The 17,457-nt window shown below is 59.9% G+C and carries 17 protein-coding genes and 1 pseudogene; 5 read left to right on the forward strand and 13 right to left on the reverse strand.

Annotation, left to right across the window (positions count from 1 at the left end; genetic code table 11):
• Window positions 1-64: 64 nt before the first annotated feature.
• From FHS03_RS26265 to FHS03_RS26275, 3 genes are all read right to left on the reverse strand, one after another.
• A complete protein-coding gene (locus tag FHS03_RS26265) occupies window positions 65-1,069 on the reverse strand; it encodes a DUF7146 domain-containing protein (RefSeq protein WP_183443860.1) in 1,005 nt (334 codons plus the stop codon).
• Window positions 1,070-1,096: 27 nt separating this feature from the next.
• Window positions 1,097-1,387: a hypothetical protein gene (locus FHS03_RS26270; protein ID WP_183443861.1), complete on the reverse strand. Its 291-nt coding sequence runs from the start codon at window positions 1,385-1,387 to the stop codon at window positions 1,097-1,099.
• Window positions 1,388-1,470: 83 nt separating this feature from the next.
• Window positions 1,471-1,983, reverse strand: coding sequence for a hypothetical protein (locus FHS03_RS26275; protein WP_183443862.1), 513 nt, complete (start codon window positions 1,981-1,983; stop codon window positions 1,471-1,473).
• 451 nt (window positions 1,984-2,434) lie between these two features.
• On the opposite strand from FHS03_RS26275, the gene FHS03_RS26280 reads away from it, so the two are divergent.
• Window positions 2,435-3,238 carry a DUF1845 domain-containing protein gene (locus FHS03_RS26280; protein WP_183443863.1) on the forward strand — a complete coding sequence of 268 codons (804 nt, stop codon included), beginning with the start codon at window positions 2,435-2,437 and terminating at the stop codon, window positions 3,236-3,238.
• Between the two features lie 51 nt (window positions 3,239-3,289).
• Here FHS03_RS26280 and FHS03_RS26285 read toward each other — a convergent pair whose 3' ends face one another.
• On the reverse strand, window positions 3,290-4,840 hold the full coding sequence (locus FHS03_RS26285; RefSeq protein ID WP_183443864.1) for a recombinase family protein: 1,551 nt from the start codon (window positions 4,838-4,840) through the stop codon (window positions 3,290-3,292).
• A gap of 401 nt (window positions 4,841-5,241) precedes the next feature.
• Here FHS03_RS26285 and FHS03_RS26290 point away from each other — a divergent pair, with 401 nt between their 5' ends.
• Together FHS03_RS26290 and FHS03_RS26295 are read left to right on the forward strand one after the other, a co-directional pair.
• Window positions 5,242-5,487, forward strand: a complete 246-nt coding sequence (locus FHS03_RS26290) for a hypothetical protein (RefSeq protein ID WP_183443865.1) — start codon at window positions 5,242-5,244, stop codon at window positions 5,485-5,487.
• Window positions 5,488-5,585: 98 nt separating this feature from the next.
• Complete coding sequence (locus FHS03_RS26295; protein ID WP_183443866.1) at window positions 5,586-5,819, forward strand: hypothetical protein; 234 nt, start codon at window positions 5,586-5,588, stop codon at window positions 5,817-5,819.
• A 502-nt stretch (window positions 5,820-6,321) separates the two neighbouring features.
• Here the strand turns inward: FHS03_RS26295 and FHS03_RS26300 are convergent.
• Together FHS03_RS26300 and FHS03_RS26305 are read right to left on the reverse strand one after the other, a co-directional pair.
• The gene (locus FHS03_RS26300; RefSeq protein WP_183443867.1) at window positions 6,322-6,696 is read right to left on the reverse strand and encodes a hypothetical protein; all 375 of its coding nucleotides are present in this window, start codon (window positions 6,694-6,696) and stop codon (window positions 6,322-6,324) included.
• 215 nt (window positions 6,697-6,911) lie between these two features.
• Window positions 6,912-8,501, reverse strand: a complete 1,590-nt coding sequence (locus FHS03_RS26305; RefSeq protein WP_229426452.1) for a sensor domain-containing diguanylate cyclase — start codon at window positions 8,499-8,501, stop codon at window positions 6,912-6,914.
• A 403-nt stretch (window positions 8,502-8,904) separates the two neighbouring features.
• On the opposite strand from FHS03_RS26305, the gene FHS03_RS26310 reads away from it, so the two are divergent.
• On the forward strand, window positions 8,905-10,464 hold the full coding sequence (locus FHS03_RS26310) for a recombinase family protein (protein WP_183443868.1): 1,560 nt from the start codon (window positions 8,905-8,907) through the stop codon (window positions 10,462-10,464).
• Window positions 10,465-10,609: 145 nt separating this feature from the next.
• Here FHS03_RS26310 and FHS03_RS26315 read toward each other — a convergent pair.
• The 5 genes and pseudogenes from FHS03_RS26315 to FHS03_RS26335 all read right to left on the reverse strand — a co-directional run.
• Window positions 10,610-10,762 (reverse strand): annotated as a pseudogene (locus FHS03_RS26315) (IS3 family transposase); the annotation flags it as partial.
• Window positions 10,763-11,008: 246 nt separating this feature from the next.
• Window positions 11,009-11,275, reverse strand: coding sequence for a hypothetical protein (locus tag FHS03_RS26320; RefSeq protein ID WP_183443869.1), 267 nt, complete (start codon window positions 11,273-11,275; stop codon window positions 11,009-11,011).
• A 610-nt stretch (window positions 11,276-11,885) separates the two neighbouring features.
• Window positions 11,886-12,284: a hypothetical protein gene (locus FHS03_RS26325; RefSeq protein WP_183443870.1), complete on the reverse strand. Its 399-nt coding sequence runs from the start codon at window positions 12,282-12,284 to the stop codon at window positions 11,886-11,888.
• A gap of 14 nt (window positions 12,285-12,298) precedes the next feature.
• Window positions 12,299-13,060, reverse strand: a complete 762-nt coding sequence (locus FHS03_RS26330; protein ID WP_183443871.1) for a hypothetical protein — start codon at window positions 13,058-13,060, stop codon at window positions 12,299-12,301.
• 38 nt (window positions 13,061-13,098) lie between these two features.
• Window positions 13,099-13,410 carry a hypothetical protein gene (locus tag FHS03_RS26335; protein WP_183443872.1) on the reverse strand — a complete coding sequence of 104 codons (312 nt, stop codon included), beginning with the start codon at window positions 13,408-13,410 and terminating at the stop codon, window positions 13,099-13,101.
• A gap of 526 nt (window positions 13,411-13,936) precedes the next feature.
• Here FHS03_RS26335 and FHS03_RS26340 point away from each other — a divergent pair.
• Complete coding sequence (locus FHS03_RS26340) at window positions 13,937-14,191, forward strand: AlpA family phage regulatory protein (RefSeq protein WP_229426453.1); 255 nt, start codon at window positions 13,937-13,939, stop codon at window positions 14,189-14,191.
• Here the strand turns inward: FHS03_RS26340 and FHS03_RS26345 are convergent.
• On the reverse strand, window positions 14,178-15,371 hold the full coding sequence (locus FHS03_RS26345) for a tyrosine-type recombinase/integrase (RefSeq protein ID WP_183443873.1): 1,194 nt from the start codon (window positions 15,369-15,371) through the stop codon (window positions 14,178-14,180). The genes FHS03_RS26340 and FHS03_RS26345 overlap by 14 nt on opposite strands.
• Before the next feature lie 398 nt (window positions 15,372-15,769).
• Window positions 15,770-17,380, reverse strand: coding sequence for a glutamine-hydrolyzing GMP synthase (guaA, locus tag FHS03_RS26350; protein WP_176346003.1), 1,611 nt, complete (start codon window positions 17,378-17,380; stop codon window positions 15,770-15,772).
• Window positions 17,381-17,457 lie beyond the last annotated feature (77 nt).

The following is a 17,457-nucleotide window of genomic DNA, read 5'->3' on the forward strand; positions in this document are numbered from 1 at the left end:
CTCGGTGGCGCCTGTGTGCCCATGCACACCCTGCTCTGGCAGAGCTGCCAGTGTTACACCGTCCTCACGCCGCCTGCATCACTGGCGCCGCATGTTGGGTCAGCACATCGGCCCAGTCAGCGCCACCGGCACGGGGAATGAAGACTTCGGCGCGCCGGTTGATGCTGCGCTGCCGCTCCTTCATGAAACTGCGTGCCAGGCCATACGCGGCGGCCTGGCCGTCAAACATCGCGTCGGCATCGTTGTCGCCGTAAATGCGCAAGTGCCGCACCTGCTCCGGTATCCACAGCCGCTCCAGATTGCCGGCGCAGATGCCGATCCACACCGGTTGGCCGGTGCGCTTGAAAATGGCCAGACCGGTTTCGATGCCTTCACACACCGCCAGCTCCTCGCCGGCCGGTGCCAGGCGGATCGCGCCGCCCTGCATGCCGTCGCCCAGCAGCTTCTTGGCGTTGCGCCCTTGTACCTTGGCCCCCTGTTCCAGATAGGTCCGGTGCAGGGACACTGTGGCGCCGTGACGGTCTTGCACACGGGCCACCATGGCGGCGTAACGGCCGACCAGGACCGGTTTGCCGTTGGCCGCGTCTCTCTCGTAATACGCCAGCGACGGGTGGCAGCGCAACGCCTGCGGATAGCAGGCCATTCCCAGGCCGCGGCCGCACAGGTAGCGATCAACATGGTCGCCAGCCGCAACGGGCTGGCTTTCGGCCAGGAGGCGACGCAGCATGCGCGCCGTCTCCCGCGCCGGCGGCGGGATCGGCGCGGCAAGCTGCACCATCCCCAGCCACACCTCGACATGCCGCAAGGCTGTCGTGGCGTTCCAGCCGAAGTAGCCCATCAGCAGCTTGAAGCCGCCACCGGCCCCGCAGGCGCGGCAGACATAATTGCCGTCACCATATTTGTCGGTGTATTGAAAACGGTCGGTGCCACCGCAGCCTGCCAGTGGGCAGGGTTGGTTGCGCCGGTTCAGCACCGTCTCCGCCACGCCCAGCGCCTGCAGCAAGCCCGTCCAGCGGCCCGTCGCCTGCTCCCGTGCGCGCTCGAAGCGTGCCCGCAGTTGTTCATTCATGGCATGCCTCCTGCCCGTACACCGGCCTTATTCGGCCAGGCGCCGCGTGAATAGCATGCCCGAGCGCAGTACGTAACCGAGCATGGCCAACGGCAGCAACCGGCGCGGCAGATAGAACCGCTTGATCGGGTCGCCCCGGTTCAGGTTGCCAATCAGGTAGCCATCCCACTCGAGTGCAATGGTGACTTGCCGCTCCTGGCTGCGCAGGTGGAACTTGCGGCCGGGACCACCGGTTAACAACTCACTTTCCTTGATGAGGTAATCGAGCTCATCCTGATTCTGCACCTGCTGGTAGCACCGGCTGGGGCGCAGCGCCAATTTTTTCCTATCACACATGATGCTCCCTTCCATGAAATGCGCTTGCACGCGGTGCCCTGTCACACGGCCACCATCGCAAGCAGTCAGGAAAACAAGTCCTGGCGCGGGTCGTGGCGCCGGATTTGCTCGTTAAGCCATTGGGGATTTCTCGCCAGGCAATCGGCAACCCACGCCGGGTTGGCCATGACCTCCTGGCGTACCCATTCCGGGTACTGCCTGATGCTCGCTTCGATCCAGCCGCGCAACTGCCCACCGATCCAGTCGCGGATTTCCTGTGGGTCGAGCGCGCCCAGAAAGGGCAAACGCGAGAATGGACTGCACGACACCACGCGCAGGCAATTAACAAAAGAAAAAGGGCGGGTATCGCGCTCGGGATCGGTAAAGATCCAGCGCACCAGCTCCAGCTTATCGGCCAGCGGCGTGTTTTCGTTGCTGAGCAGCCTGACCTTCTGCAGGAGCCACCAATGCAGGTGGACCACCTCTTCCTCGGTGAACTCGACGGCCTCATCGTCGTCGAACAGTTCGGTCAGGATATCTTCTGCGCGGACGCATGGCATACCGCCACGGCGCGCAGCACCCGATAGGTACTGCCTCATGATTGCCTCCCTGGGTAGAACAGACGAGACAATCACCCACATGGGATGCTTGTCCCATGGGGATTGAAGAGGTGCCGGACGTGTTACCGGCGGCTGTGAGGCTGGCTTGACTACACGGCCGATGCCGTTTTGACGGGCTGCCAGCTACCGTCAGGAAACCATGCCGCCGCACCGGTTGATCAGGCGGGCGGAGCTGCTACGCAGTATTGTAGGCGGCGAGATGGGCACCGCCAGTCCCCGTACGACGAAAAGCCATACCACCCACTTGGCCCTCCATGGCAAGCGCCAGCGCATATCACCTTGCCGACGTGATGATCGATCGGGCGCGGCAGCGCAACAGCAGTTGGCTCCTGGACTGGAATGACAGCGCATCGCGCCCTGCTTTTGGCTTGTCATGGCATGGCGCCTGCAAGAGCATGGGGCTTGCCGCGTCTTTTCGAGGAGCCTCGCCATGCCACAGCACGCCTTATCCCCCATTATTGTGCGCCGTGATCATGGCGCGGCGAACCGCAAGCTCATCGCCCGACAGGCCAATGCCGACTTCGCCCGCGTCGAATCGGCCAGCCGCAAGATCGGCATCCTCCTCTCCAGTCCCGAAGGCAAGCGCTTGTACCTGCGCTGCTTCGACGTGACGCAGATGAATTTTCATTTTATCTCGGTGTTTGCGCGCCTGCGCCTGGCCGACGACGATATCGGCAAGGTCGAGCAGGAATTACGCACCATGCTCGATACCCGTCTTAACCGTTTGAACCGGGTGCTGGCGGACGTGGAAGCGAAATGCCATGCGCACGGCATCCTCAACCTGGCGAGCTATGACGTGGAGCCGCTGAACATTGAGGCGAAGGTGTTCTCAATGCTGGGCCGGCGCCTGCTCGAAATGATCGGCAAGGTCGACCAGCTCATGCCGATGCTGGAGACCTTGTGCATCGACGAGGCGATGAGCACCAGCCAGTTGAGCCTCGAAAAGGCCCGGATCAAGAACACGGTGCGCAGCGCCGCCAGCACGGCCCGTACCCTGCGGCTAGGTCTGGAACGGCGCATCGCCGCCCTGCAAAACGGCGACAAGAAAGCTGCCATCCCCGCCACTCCGGCCCTCCGCCCAACCACCGTGCAGGCCAAACAGAGCGGCGCGGCGCCCGCCAGCCTCCCGGCGCGGAACGCCGCACCGGCGCCAACACCGCAGCCAATCTCAGCGCCGCCCGATGAGGACGGCAGCCTGGTCGCCGCCGGCGATATACAGGCACTACCCAGCTAGAGCCGCGCCCACCATACTGGCCACGAGCAGGCCTGCCACACGCGCCCAGGCTCATCCGGGCAAGGTGCGGTGCCCATCGTGTGCCAGCCCAAAGATCGCACCCAGTTCCCGATACCGATAAGCGCTAAACTCTCCCGGCCGCTCGATACGGCACAGCAGATAGGGGGCGGAAAACGCGGCCGTCGCCAGCAAAAAGTAGTCAAAGACATGCACATTATGCTGATCGAGCCGGGCGGCCAACACAAAGTCGGCCGGCATGGCTTGCCTGAGCGGGATCTTCCAGCGCACGCGGCCATCCTCATCGAACCTGGCCCTGCAAACGACCACCGTCAAGCGCACCGAGCCATCAATGACGAGGTTCCCTATTCTGCCCTCCCGGCACCAGCGCTTCCCAGCCCGTTCAACCAAGCCCTCCACTGCCTTGACCGTCCGCTTGAGCTGCTCGCGCACCCGATGACGGGTGACGGCATACTTGAACACGCTGTCCAGCGGCAGGCCGGCGATCGCGTAAGCGGTGGCCAGGGTGCCAAACTGGGCTCTGACAGCATGCGCGCTGGGTAAACGCGGGTCGGCATCGATCAACGCCGCGGAAACCCGACCGTGCTTTGCATACAGCGCCTGCAACTGCTGCGGAAAGTGGTTCCAGTTTCGCGGCGCGCGCCGGCGCATCCGCTCATTCTGTGCCTGTCGAAATATCGCCGGCGAAATCATCGGTGTCAGCCCCGATGCATGGCGTACCCATTGCGCGGTGGGATTATGGACCGTCTTGGTGCTTAAACGGCGCGAGGTGCGGTTGTAGACCATCACCCCCGCATACTTTTCGTTGACGAGAATGCTCTTGACCTGCGACGGGTGCCATGCCACGCCCATGAAGTTGGGCACACCCTGGGCGCTGAGCTTGGCGGCAATGGCCGTGTCCGTCAGGTGCTGGTGGATGTACCAGCGATAAATCCGGCGCACAACCGCCACCTCCTCCTCCGGACCGGCAATGAGCAGCACGCGGTCCGTCAATGCCGGTTTGCGTTCACCGGCCTGCAGCACGCGTTTGGCGGTGCCGTCGCCTGCGACCGCCAGGCGCCGGATCCCGTACCCGGCAATCCCACCGGGTTTAAAGCCGGCGGACGAGAGCCGGACCTGGGCGGCGAACACCTTGGCGGAAAGTTCCCGGCTATACTCGGCCGCCATCGCGCGCTTGAATCCTTTGACCATGGCTGCGAGTGGCGAGCCGTCATTGGCAAACGGTTCCGCGCAGTACTCGACCTGAATGCCCGCGCGCCGGCAGACGTATTCATAATGCGCGCTCTCGTCGGTGTCCTGAAACCGGCCCCAGCGGCTCACGTCGAACACCAGCACCACCTCGAAGTCGGCATCGCCCCGGTGCACCTCCCGGATCAACTTGGCCAGTCCGGATCGTCCAGCCAACACCAGCCCGCTTTTTCCTTCGTCCGCATAGACCCGGACCAGTTGCATATGGTGCTCGCTGGCATACTGCGTAATGCGCTGCAGTTGGTGGCCAATGGAATGGTCCTGCCGCTCGGTGGACATCCGCACGTAGGCTACCGCACGCTTGGCCAGCGGCTCCTTGGATGGGGTCTTACGCATCGGCGTACGCGGTGCGACCTGGTCCTGCTATCGCCTCACCGCGCCCCGGTACCGTTTGGCACAAAACGGCCCGGCCAGCACGAGGATATCCCGTCCACGCCGTATCGTTCCGGCCAGGGTGGCAAGGCAGCAAGCATGGGGAAAAGACAGTTCTGTGTCGCCAGCCATAAGACATCGCCTCACCCTCCCCTTCTGTGCAGCGATAACGCCACTGCTTGATTTTCATCAAGCCGCCGCATCGCGTTTCATGGTTCAATAGTGCAAGCAGGCAAGCGAGCATGCACTGCCAGCGACGGTTGCGCACCCCACCTTCCTGGAAAGCGGCACGCCGCATCGCCACATCGCATATCCTGTTCCTGGCCATTCGTCGCCAGCCACGCCGACACCGGCAGGGAGAAGCCATGCGCCAACATGAAATGGTCATTCAGCAATTTACTGTCCAGGATGCCTCGCAACGGCGCTACCAGATGGTCATCATCCAGTCCTGGGACGCTTCCCCTGCCGCATGCGCGGGTGCCCGCACCGGATCAACCTCACAGCGTTTTGCGCTCACAACCGGCGAGACTGCCATCCGGCGCAACCACCATACCTTTGAAGTCATCCTGCCCGGCCACGCGCAACGGCTCACGGTGCACCGGCTCAAATAGGGGCATCAAGGATCAACACGGCGTGCTCCCGTGTTTCCGCACGCCATTCACACTTGACCGTAGCACTGCCATTTTCCATTCTGGCATAGTCTCTCATTATGACCAGGCGATTTGATGCACACACGGCCGAGAAAATTGGCATTGCTCTGCTCACCCGAGAAGCATTTGGCGTAGGCGCATCCATTACCTATGCCCTGCTCTCGGGCATCTCGCCATGCCTGATCGAGAGCGTGCTGTCGCGCCCCAGGGAGCAGTTGCGCGACTTTGGTTCGCTGCCGCGCCCGACGCCCGATCGCCGCAGTAGCAAAACCACGACGACGACACGCCACTAAGCATCCGCGCACCCGATGTTTGCGCCAGATCAATGCCCTCCATGGTACCCCACCTATGCTGGAAAGACACCAAGGAGAGATCATGGAACAGTTCTCGTCCCCCTCGCCACTAAGTCCGGCCATGAAGACGGCATACCAGCGCCTTTGGCGGCAACTGGAAGCAACCCATGGCCATGTATTTACGATGGCGTTTCTGACGGACTACGCACCAGAGATCCTGTCCGCGCTGGGACAATTGCAGTGCTCATCGCAGCGCAGGCGATACGACAGTCGCCGAACACGCCACATCCGCCGGCATCCCTGCTAGCGCCACAATGATCCATTCAGGGGCCATGGCGGCGCAAGCCTGCTAGACGGCCTTGCTCATGACGCCCCAAAATATACGTCCACTCAGAGCGGGCATCGAGCTCAACGCCGCGGCAAACGGCATCGTTCCGCCGCCGCTGGCATAAGCGAGGCAGCGGGCTGTCCTGCCAAGTCCGTCTGCATCCGCATTCGGGGCTTACCGTTGCGGACACATCCTGATCACACGCGAGATCTGCTGGGTGGTAAAACCAGTCCCCTGGATGAAGGGGATGCAGTCGGCCGGCGTGGTGTACGACTCCTGCACGGCGAAATGGCCGGCGAATCGGTATCGGTCCGGTTCCTGACGAATGAATACCGGAACTGGCTCCATCTGCCGGGACAGCGTATAGCCTGCAGCACGCGCCGCAGCGCCGCTATTGCATACGATGTATTCGGGCGCTCTGGGATTTAACTCCGCGCGCAGACAGGCCGCGACAATTTTTCCCCGATATGCCGGCAGAAAGGACGCCTTATTGCCACCTACAGCCGCATGGATATCATCACGGCTGTACACCTTGTTAAGTTCGAACATGTATCTCTCCGTTCATCATGACAGCGATCTGCCGTCAGCGTCCGGTAGGATACTGATTACCCCATAAAGACAGTATCAATACTGCATCGTTTTCTGTTAACGCCATATCAAACTTTCACCGTATCCCTCACCGGGCTTGCCACACCGGCATTCGGCGCCATGCCGTCACGCGGGCTTAGGAGGGCCTGCTTGTGTGTACGCCTTCCGGCATCACGTCATGCCAATACGATTTCTGGCGTGGAGGTGTCGTTTAGCGGGGAAATGCAGACCTTGTTTCTTCCGCTGTGCTTCGCCTGATAGAGCGCCTTGTCGGCAGCAATCACCAAATCAATCGGCTCACTGCGCAGCCGCGCGGGGGCGAACGCTTCCACTCCGGCACTCACAGTAACCAACCCCGTGCTGTTACCTGTATGCTCCAGTTTCAACGCCGCAATCGCGGCCCGGATATTTTCAGCCACGCGCATCGCCCCGTCCACATCTGCCCCCGGCAACAGCACCGCCATCTCTTCACCGCCATAACGTGCGGCCAGGTCACCAGGCCGGTGTTTGCTATCGCTCACCACCTTCCCGATGGCCCGTAAGCACTCATCACCGGCGGCGTGGCCGTAGATGTCGTTGTACTGCTTGAAGCAATCGACATCGATCATGATCAGCGCCAGCGAGCTGGCATCGCGCATCGCCCGGCTAAACTCACTGCTGAGCGAAGTATCAAATTGGCGCCGATTGGCCAGGCCAGTCAACCCATCTTGCATCGCTAGCCGTTCCAGAGTCTGATTGAGCGCCTCCAGTGAATCGCGCGCCTTGACCAATTCGGCCTCCGCTTGAATCCGCAGACCAATCTGTTTGATCAAGCGGAATCCCGACAGACCGAACGCGATCACCAGTAAGCCCACCGTTGCGCCATTCAGATAGGCGTCGGCACGCCACTTGGCGAGAATTTCATCCTTGGACAGCGCGGCGGACACCACCAGTGGGTATTGCTTCAGGCGCCGATAGCTATTCACTCGTGTTATGCCATCCTGCCCGGAAGTGAAGGTCACCGTCGCGACGGGCGCTTTGGGGAGATGATCCCGAAAGAGCGGCAGCTTAGAAATGTCCCGACCAAAGGCCTTCTGAGTGAAGGGCCTACGCACCAGCATGGTGCCGTTGTCCAGCGCCAGCAGAATGGCCCCGCTCTTGCCAATATCAAAGCGCCGGTAGAACTCGATGAAATAGTCCATTCTGATCGTCGTCAGCACCACCCCAGCGAACGCGCCATCGGGAGCATTGATACGCCGCGAGACGGGCAAGATCCACTCCCCCGTGGATTTACTGCGCACCGGCACGCCGATATGTGGCCCCAGATCCGGATGTGCCTGGTGAAATTTGAAATACTCCCGGTCAGCGTTGTTCTGGTTCTTGAGCAGCACAGGCTGCGAGTTCACCAGCCAACTGCCATCGGCCCCATAGACAAAAATGCCATGCAGTTGCGGCAGCTCCGCAACACGTTGCACCAGCAACTGATGGGTACGCTCGTAGTCGATATCCGAGGGCGTGTCGCTTTCGATGCGTTCGACCAAGCCCACCAAGACGGTGTCCGCCGCCTTGATCGTGTCATAGGCATGCTGGCCCACCGCTTGGGCCAGATTCGCCGTGGCCACTTCCGATTGCGCCAACTGGATGGTGCGCGCGCGCCACGTCAACCACCCTTCAACCACCAGCAAGGACAGGCAGACGAGGACGACAAAGATACCGGTGAGACGCTTAACCGAGGGGTCCTTGGGGCCGAGGCGCCGGGATTGCATCAGTAGACTCTGCAGAATCATGCGATGGCCTCGATATAGAAAACTGTCACTCGGGCAAATCCAGTAGCCCACGAATGCCAAGCCACGCGGCGCCGTCATAACAAGGGCGGTGCCTTCACTGCGCCAGGTCCGAGAACGTTGCGTCACCCGCTTAGCATAGACCAATGAATCAATGAAATACTCTCAGATAATCACGTAGGACCACCGGGCATTTGGCTAAGCTTGCGGCGCGGGGTTGTCTATCGTCCAGGCTCACTACCGCCTGCGACATACCGTTGACATTGGAGAGAATCACGCCGCGTCATTCCTGGCAAAATCGACCATCGTCCCGTACTTCCTGACAGCGGTTCGGCAACCGGCGCCCCGTGACGGCACCGGCATTCCCAGCACTTCCACGCATGGGTTACCCACAAGGCAGCGAGAGATGAACGATCAGCCAATGCCCACGCCAACAGCCAAGGGACAGCGGCGTCGCGCCGCCGTCTATGTCCGCATGTCAAGCGCACCGCAGGACCATTCGATCCAGCACCAGTGCGCCATGCTGAACGAGTATGCGCAAGCGCACGATATCGAGATCGTCATGATGTATGCCGATGCGGGGAAAAGCGGCCTGCGTATCAATGGCCGGGAGGGACTAAAAGGACTGCTGGCCGACGTGCAGTCCGGTGCGGCCGACTTCGAGCTGGTGCTGGTGTATGACGTCAGCCGCTGGGGGCGCTTCCAGGATATTGATGAAAGCGCCTATTACGAATTCCTCTGCCGCCAGGCTGGCGTGCAGGTGGTGTATTGCGCCGAACAGTTTATCGACGACGGTTCACCGCTGAACGCCCTGCTGAAAGGGGTCAAGCGCATCATGGCGGCCGAATACAGCCGGGAACTGGGGACCAAAGTGCTGCTGGCGCAATGCCGCTTTGCGCGTTTGGGCTACAAGCAGGGAGGGCGGCCCGGCTATGGCCTATGCCGCGTCCCGGTCGCCCAGGATGGGCAGGCACGGACGCCGCTCGCGTATGGAGAACGCAAGCCAGCTGCCACCGATCGTGTCGCGCTGCGTCACGGCAGCCCGGACGAAGTGGCGCTGGTCTGCCGCATCTATCGGTTGTACACGGAGGATGGCTGGAGCGACACCCGTATTGCGGCACAGTTGCGGGCGGAGGGTCTACTCAATCATATGGGCCGTCCCTGGGATACCGCCACTGTCCGCCGCATTCTGACCAGCCCACGCTATTGCGGCGAGATCGTGTTCAACCAAACCACGCGCAGGCTGCGCAGCAAGGCCATCCCGAACCCCGAGCAGCTCTGGGTACGCTGCACTGAGGCGATCACCCCCATGGTCAGCCAGGCCACCTTTGCGCTGGCGCAGCAGATCCGGAAGCGGCGCGCCGAGGGACCGGACAGGGAGGCTGTGCTGGCACAGCTGCGCGCGGTCTTTGCGCGCCATGGCAAGATCAACGCTGCGCTCTGCCGAACGTCGTCGTTGCCGGGAAAGGTTTGGATCCGGCGACTGTTTGGCAGCTACGTACAAGCCTATGTGGCAGCCGGCTTGCCGCTGCAGCATACGGCCAGCGGGGCGCTGGGCATTCTGAGCATGCACCAGCACGTCGACGCCCTGCTGGCCGCTGTCACGGCACATGCACGGCAAGCCGGTGCGACGATTCAACGGACTGAGGTCTGGAATGTGGTGCGCTTCAATGATGCCCTGTCGGTGAAAGTATCGGTTGCCTCGTACCGACGGTGTCCTGACGCTTGGCGGCGCTGGCGCATCCCATTGAACAGCGGCGCCCCCGCCGACTTCGTCCTGTGCGGGCTGATGGACCTGGAAAATCAGAACATCGATCGCTATCTTCTCCTGTCCCCCGCAGCGTACCGGAAAGATAGCTTATACCTCCGAGCGGACAAGCTCGACCATTACCGGAGCAACTGCTTTTCGCAGCTTGATGACCTTTTCGGGTTAAGCAGTAGTCCTGAACACATCAATGAACACTAGCTCAGACAGGCGGCTTACGCCGATGTCAGGCTTTCGATTTTCTTAGCAAGCACGCGCCCGCCGCGCCACAAACAACTATGCTGAGCGTCGACAACGGGAGAGCGAACTCGTTGCGGCCAGCGAAAGCAAAGGCAGTGTGTAGTGGTCAACCCGTCCCGGACACTACGTTAAGTTTTTCTTCGGCGACGGCCGGTGCCTGTCCCTGGTTGAACTGATGTGGCCCTATCCAGTTATACCGGTGCATCAGGTAATGACTGATGTCCCGTTGTGCTTCTTGTGCCGTCATGTAACCGGTTGTGCCACGCGGAGCTTCATGAGAAGACTTTGACGGCCAAACCGGCGACGGCAATCGTTGCCCCGATTAGCCATTTCCACTCCCGCGAACAGAAACCCAGACAGGAACGGACCGCGCGAGCTGACCAATGCGGGTGTTGATATGGCAGGCCAAGGTACTCATTAAAATCAGCGTCGTCTTGCCCCCACCATTTTTTGAGCCATCCCATCCCATTCCTCCGATCACACACCCTGTTCGATTTCAAAAGCTTCACTGCAGAATGCACAGCTCGCCCATCTTCACTCGCCATTCGATAAAGCTGTAACAGACATGACGAATACGCTCGGCGACCAGTTCGGGATCAGGGCCTTCCGTCCCAGTTCGGTCACGAACATCTGCACGTCTGTTATGTCGGAAGGCTTGCCGCGCATCGGCATCAATGCCCGCAAGGTCCTCCAGATGTTCGAGCGTAATACCGGGGCGACGGATTGCTACTTTCTGAACCTGCGTCACACGCCTCATCTTTATTTTTTTCATCCAATGCCTCATTTAATATTAACGCTAAGTGCCGAACTCGGATGATCCTTCAGCCAGCCGTAGCGGTGATTCCGCACGGTTGCTTGCAGCAGACCGTCCGAAGCGATTGAGATGTCCACGATCTTGCCATCCGCACTCGCACGGCAACTCGTCTCTCCACGGGCACGCGTTCGATGGATTTACGAAAATGTCTAGCAAGGCGATCTTGAAGAGCCGCGGTAAATTGCAGGGGGAAGAGAACTAAGCGAACCGTCTTCATGAGGTCTTCGCCTATCTTGCCCGTCTCCTTTAGGGCCGGAGACACAAGGTCATCGTACGCTGCTTTGGCAACGTCAGGTGGTATGGATTTGATTACGTCGAGTTCATTCATAACTAGGTGTAGGTCAACTGCCAGATTGTTTGGACGCGAACAATCGGTTACCGGTCTCTCTCAGTCCTGGGCAAATGCTTTGCCTTTTCAAACCGGATAGGTGGGCTTCATTGTCAGCCCACTGCTTGATCTGAAGCAGCGCACCAGCCAGTAGCGGCAAATCTAAAGCATCGGGATCAAAGCCAGCGGCCTTCACTGCAGCATTCAACTTATCCATCAATCGTGGGCTTTCTAAAACTATTAACGCGAGAGCAAAGTGGCCCAAAATTGCCGCCCAAACTCTTTAGCGACGATCTTATCTCGCCCTCGTGGGCCGAAACAATCGATCGCAAAAAATCCAACTGCCACAACAGTCGCCGACGTCCAGAATCCGTACTCGAAGACACGCGCAAACACCACAATAAACAGCCAAAATTTAGCGACGCCTTTCAGGACATGAAAGAAGCAACAATTCGCAGCATGCGGATACTCCACCCACAGGCGCAGCGCCGCAACAACTCCACCGCCAGTTGAAGTGCTTTGAAGTTTGTCACTCTGGACAATCGGCACGCACTGCGAGCAGCGAAGCTGATCGCCATCCTGCTCGTGGACAGTTCGCCTTTTGCAATGGATGCAATGGCGCAGCTTTGGTGGCGGCATTGTGTCTCCCTTGCTCAACGAACGATGAAATTCGAAACAGGCCCACCTGCCGCGAGGGATAGGCGATCTTGCTTCTCCTTCGCCTGCTTCTGCAATTCTTCGTACAATTCAACATCCTTGATCCATATTGCAGGACTGTATTCCCGCCACCAAGAGAACCAGCACAAAATCAGCAATATAAGACCAACACAAAGCAGAAACGCCACTGCCAAGCCATGATATGGCGTATTCAAAATGTGCTGGATACTTGACTGCGTCCCAAGTTGGCCCACATAGTGATTGATCGCATATAGGACGAGGCACTGGAACGAGGCATTACCAGCCTTCTCCATCGACTCGACATTCCGAGCAACGCTGGCTTCTTTTTCTTTGACCTTCGCAAGCAGATATGCGCTTTGCTCCCGATCCGCTTTTTCCCGAAGCTGCTCGATCTTTACATAGTTTGGCAGATCAACTTCACGATCGTTGGTCAGCGATGTCCGAATGTACCAAATGCCAAACGAAATCAGTGCCTCGCCGATAGGCAAGACTGCCGAAACGGTCAGTCCTAACGCAACAGCGGCAAGAAGCAGATTGCCGGTGTCGGCTGCCCAATTTGCACTCTCCCATTTGAAGGAATAGAGGCTCGCGCCTTTCACCAGCATCAATGCTGTCTCCGCAAACAACACTGCTGCACTGACCCTAACAACCCACTTTAGTTCGAAGAACTTATCAAAGACAGCAAAGGCACCGCTTTGCTTTGAGCCACCATCTTCTTTGACTGCCTGTTCCGCCATTGCGCCTCCCTCACAAAACAAACTAAAAAAATCTCTGGCTAAGCAAAAATTCCTTTTTCCTTTCGACGTCTCTCCACGTCGTCAGAGCGGCTCTTCATACGCTCGACTGTCTCGGTCAGCGCAGTAAGGTCTTGGTCCAAATCATCGGGGGAAGGTAGTGGAGGTGGGTCTTCAGCACCACCTTCATGCGTGAACATCGAACAACGCGTCATGCCGCCAAAAACTTCCTTGATGTCATCGTCGCCCACTTCCACCTTAAGCAGTTGTTGCGTGTTTATCGAACGCTTAAAGCGCTTTACCGACGCATTGAATAAGAGGTCTTCAACAACGAGCTCCCATGTGTCTCGCATGCTCCGGTAAAGCTGGCGGGCCTTGTCGTTATATGCCTCAAAGTCATTGTTTGCGTCCAGCGCGCCCTTCGAGCAGCAGCTGCCTGCTCTTTGAGGACATTAATCCAAGCTGGTTGTTGACTTACCCACTTTGCAATTTCAGCGATGATGGTCATTTAACATTCCTGCAAGACTGGTGTCACACAGGAAATATTGCCATATCCCTTCCAGAATTCCGAGCTTTATTTATACCTATTGCCTAACTTGATCCCTTAGCGCCTGCAAAGGGGGGCATAACTACATCACGGCGCCGATCACGGAAGAGGCCCTTGGCGCCAGCCAGCGTCTCAGTGTCCACCTTTGTCAGTAGGATCGCCTCCCACCGCCGAAATCCCCTCTGGCCGCTTCCGCTTTTGTATGGACTGGATCCATGCCCCGGCCGAGCATAGAAGCGCTCACCGATGCGCAACAGCAGGCATGCCGAGGCGCCAACTGGAAGCGCATCGCATCCATTCCTTCAACCGTTCACGCAGGAGCTTGACGCACCATGGATACCCGCACTCTCACTACCACCGACATGCTGACGCCCGGCCGGGTGCTCATTAAACGCAAGCAGCTGCTGCAGAAAGTGCCGCTGGGTGAGCGCACAATCCTGGAACTGGAGCGCTGCGGGAAGTTCCCCAAGCGCTTCTCCATCACCACGCGCTCGGTGGCCTGGGACCTCGATGAAGTCGACGCCTGGATCGCCGCGCAGCAGGCCGCCGCCGTGCCGCAGGCCGCACCTGGACTCAAGAAGCCGTAACCCAGCGATCGATCATATCGGCCCACTCCTGCAGCATGCCGCGGCGCTGGTCCGCGTATTCGGCCTTGTTGTACACCGCCCGCACGCCACGCTGCTCATGGGCCAGGCACTTCTCGATCCAGTCGGTATTAAAGCCCGCCTCATGCAGCAAGGTCGAGGCCGTGCGCCGCAAGTCATGGGGCGAGAATGCGGCCAGCGGGCGGCCCGCCGCCCGCGCCATGCGCGACACCGACGTCGTCACCTGGTTCAGCGTCGCATTGGAGATCGGCAGGCTGGTGTCGTAACGCGAGGGCAGCACGTAGCGCGAGCCACCGGCGCATGTGCGCAAAGCGATGAAGATGTCGGCAGCCTGGCGCGACAGATAGACGTTGTGCGGGTTGCGCCGCTTCATGCGCTCGGCCGGAATGGTCCAGATGCCGCTGGCAAAATTGATCTCGTCCCAGGTCGCATCGGTCAGCTCGGACTTCCTGACCATGGTCAAGAGCAGCAGCTTCACCGCCAGGCGTAGCGTTGGCGCGCTTTGCACCTTTTCCAGGTATGCGTACAACCAGCCGATCTCGGTGGCGCTTAAGGCCCGGTCGCGCGGCTGGAACGTGGCAATGGAGCATGGCGGCACCTTATCGGCCGGATTGGGATGCTCGTGCCCACGCTGCCCGGCATGGCGAAACACCAGCATCACAATCTCGCGCGCGTGCACCGCGGTGGCCGGCGCCCCGCGCGCCACAATGGTGTCGCACAACGCGCGCAGCTCTTCATGCGTGATCTCCTTGAGCAGCAGGCGAGCAAAGGGTTCGCGCAGATCGCGCTCGTAGACGGCGCGGCGCATATCGCGGGTCGATTCCGACATGCGGTAGGTTGTCAGCCAGCGTTCGGCCCATTGGCCAAAGGTCTCCTCGGCCTGGTGGCGCTGGCGGACCCGCTGCTTGTGCAGCCGGGGCGAGATACCGGCGGCAAGGAGCTTTCTGGCCTCCCCCAGTTTCGCGCGCGCCTCCAGCAGGCTCAACCCACCCGAGCCATAGCGCCCCAGTACCAAAGTCTCCTGACGCCCATTGATCCGGTAGTTCAAACGGAACGACAAGGTGCCCGAAACGAGCACCGTCACATACAGCCCATCGCGGTCAGCCACCTTGTACGCCTGCGGCCCCGGTTTCAGGCTGCGAAGCTTGCTATCAGTCAACATTTTACGCCTCTCAAAATTAATACCATCAGATTGCCAATTTCCCCCAATGAATCAATAAGTTAGCGCACCTAAAAATGTCCGCTTTCGGGGCGTTTTTGGTCATTTTGGGGTCGCAGATACCATCAACGAAAAACGTGATGAACAGCGCGGTTTTTTTCTTTTGAATCAGCTACTTACACGATTTTGATACCATCAACTCCAAGCGGTCGGGCTGATGGTATCGCCGTACCGTCTTCGCCAGCGTCACGCGATACCATTGGCGATACCATCAACAAACCGGGCTTGCCCCTGCCGCTCCCCGCCGGTTCTCGCCACGTCAAAATAAAAAAAACCCCTGATAAATCAGGGGTTTCGATGGTCTTCTTGCCGCGTGCTGCGCTAGGCAGCCGGATGAAGAATCATTCCCACTCGATCGTCGCAGGCGGCTTTCCCGAGATGTCGTACACCACGCGGTTCAAGCCTTTGACTTCATTGATGATGCGGTTGGATACCTTGCCCAGCAGCGAGTGCGGCAGGTGGGCCCAGTGCGCGGTCATGAAGTCCTGGGTTTGCACGGCGCGCAGCGCCACCACGTAGTCGTAAGTGCGGCCGTCGCCCATCACGCCCACCGATTTCACCGGCAGGAAGACGGCGAAGGCCTGGCTGGTGGCGTCGTACCAGTTCTTCGGCACGTTGTCGGGATCGGCGCCCTCCACTGCCACCGCTTCGTAAGGCGTGTTGCGCAGTTCTTCGATGAAGATGGCGTCGGCGCGGCGCAGCAGGTCGGCGTATTCCTTCTTCACTTCACCCAGGATGCGCACGCCCAGGCCTGGACCTGGGAAGGGATGGCGATACACCATATCGTGCGGCAGGCCCAGGGCCACGCCCAGCTTGCGCACTTCGTCCTTGAACAGTTCGCGCAGTGGCTCCAGCAGTTGCAGGTTCAGGGTTTCCGGCAGGCCGCCCACATTGTGGTGGCTCTTGATGGTCTGGCCCTTCTTGCCCTTGCCGGCCGATTCGATCACGTCCGGGTAGATGGTGCCTTGCGCCAGCCATTTGGCATTCGAGCGCTTGCCCGCTTCCACCTGGAACACTTCGACGAATTCGCGGCCGATGATCTTGCGCTTCTGCTCAGGATCGGTGACGCCGGCCAGGTGGCCCATGAACTGTTCGGTCGCGTCGATCTGGATCACTTTCACGCCCAGGTTCTTCGCGAACATATCCATCACCATCTTGCCTTCGTTCAGGCGCAGCAGGCCGTGGTCGACAAAGACGCAGGTCAGCTGGTCGCCGATGGCGCGGTGGATCAGGGCTGCGGCCACGGAGGAATCGACGCCGCCGGACAGGCCCAGGATCACTTCATCCGTACCGACTTGGGCGCGGATCTTCTCGACCGCTTCGCTGATGTAATCGGGCATATTCCAGTCCGATTTGCAGCCGCAGATCTCGTGCACGAAGCGGCCCAGAATGGCCTTGCCCTGCACGGTGTGCGTCACTTCGGGGTGGAACTGCACGGCGTAGAAGCCGCGGTCTTCGTCGGCCATCGCCGCGATCGGACAGCTGTCGGTGCTGGCCATCAGCTTGAAGCCGGCCGGCATTTCCAGCACTTTGTCGCCGTGGCTCATCCACACTTTCAGCATGCCGTGGCCTTCGTCGGTGACGAAGTCGTTGATGCCGGTCAGCAGCTTGGTGTGGCTGCGGGCGCGCACTTCAGCGTAGCCGAATTCGCGCACCAGGCCATTTTCCACCTTGCCGCCCAGTTGGGCCGCCATGGTCTGCATGCCGTAGCAGATGCCCAGCACCGGCACGCCGGCTTCGAACACGGCTTGCGGCGCGCGCGGGGAATCGCCTTCGAGCGTGGAGTTGTGGCTGCCGGACAGGATGATGCCCGAGGCGCCGTAGTTGCGCACGAATTCGTCGCTGACGTCGTAAGGATAGACTTCGGAGAACACGCCGGCATCGCGCACGCGGCGCGCGATCAGCTGGGTTACCTGGGAGCCGAAATCGAGGATGAGGATTTTAGAGTGCATGGATGCGTAGAGGCCAGATTAGAAAACTGCGAAGTAAAAGCGCCGGCGGCGGTGCCGCATCTGCCGGCGGGTTGCAA

The sequence above is a fragment of the Pseudoduganella violacea genome, assembly GCF_014191875.1.
GTDB lineage: Bacteria > Pseudomonadota > Gammaproteobacteria > Burkholderiales > Burkholderiaceae_D > Rugamonas > Rugamonas violacea_A.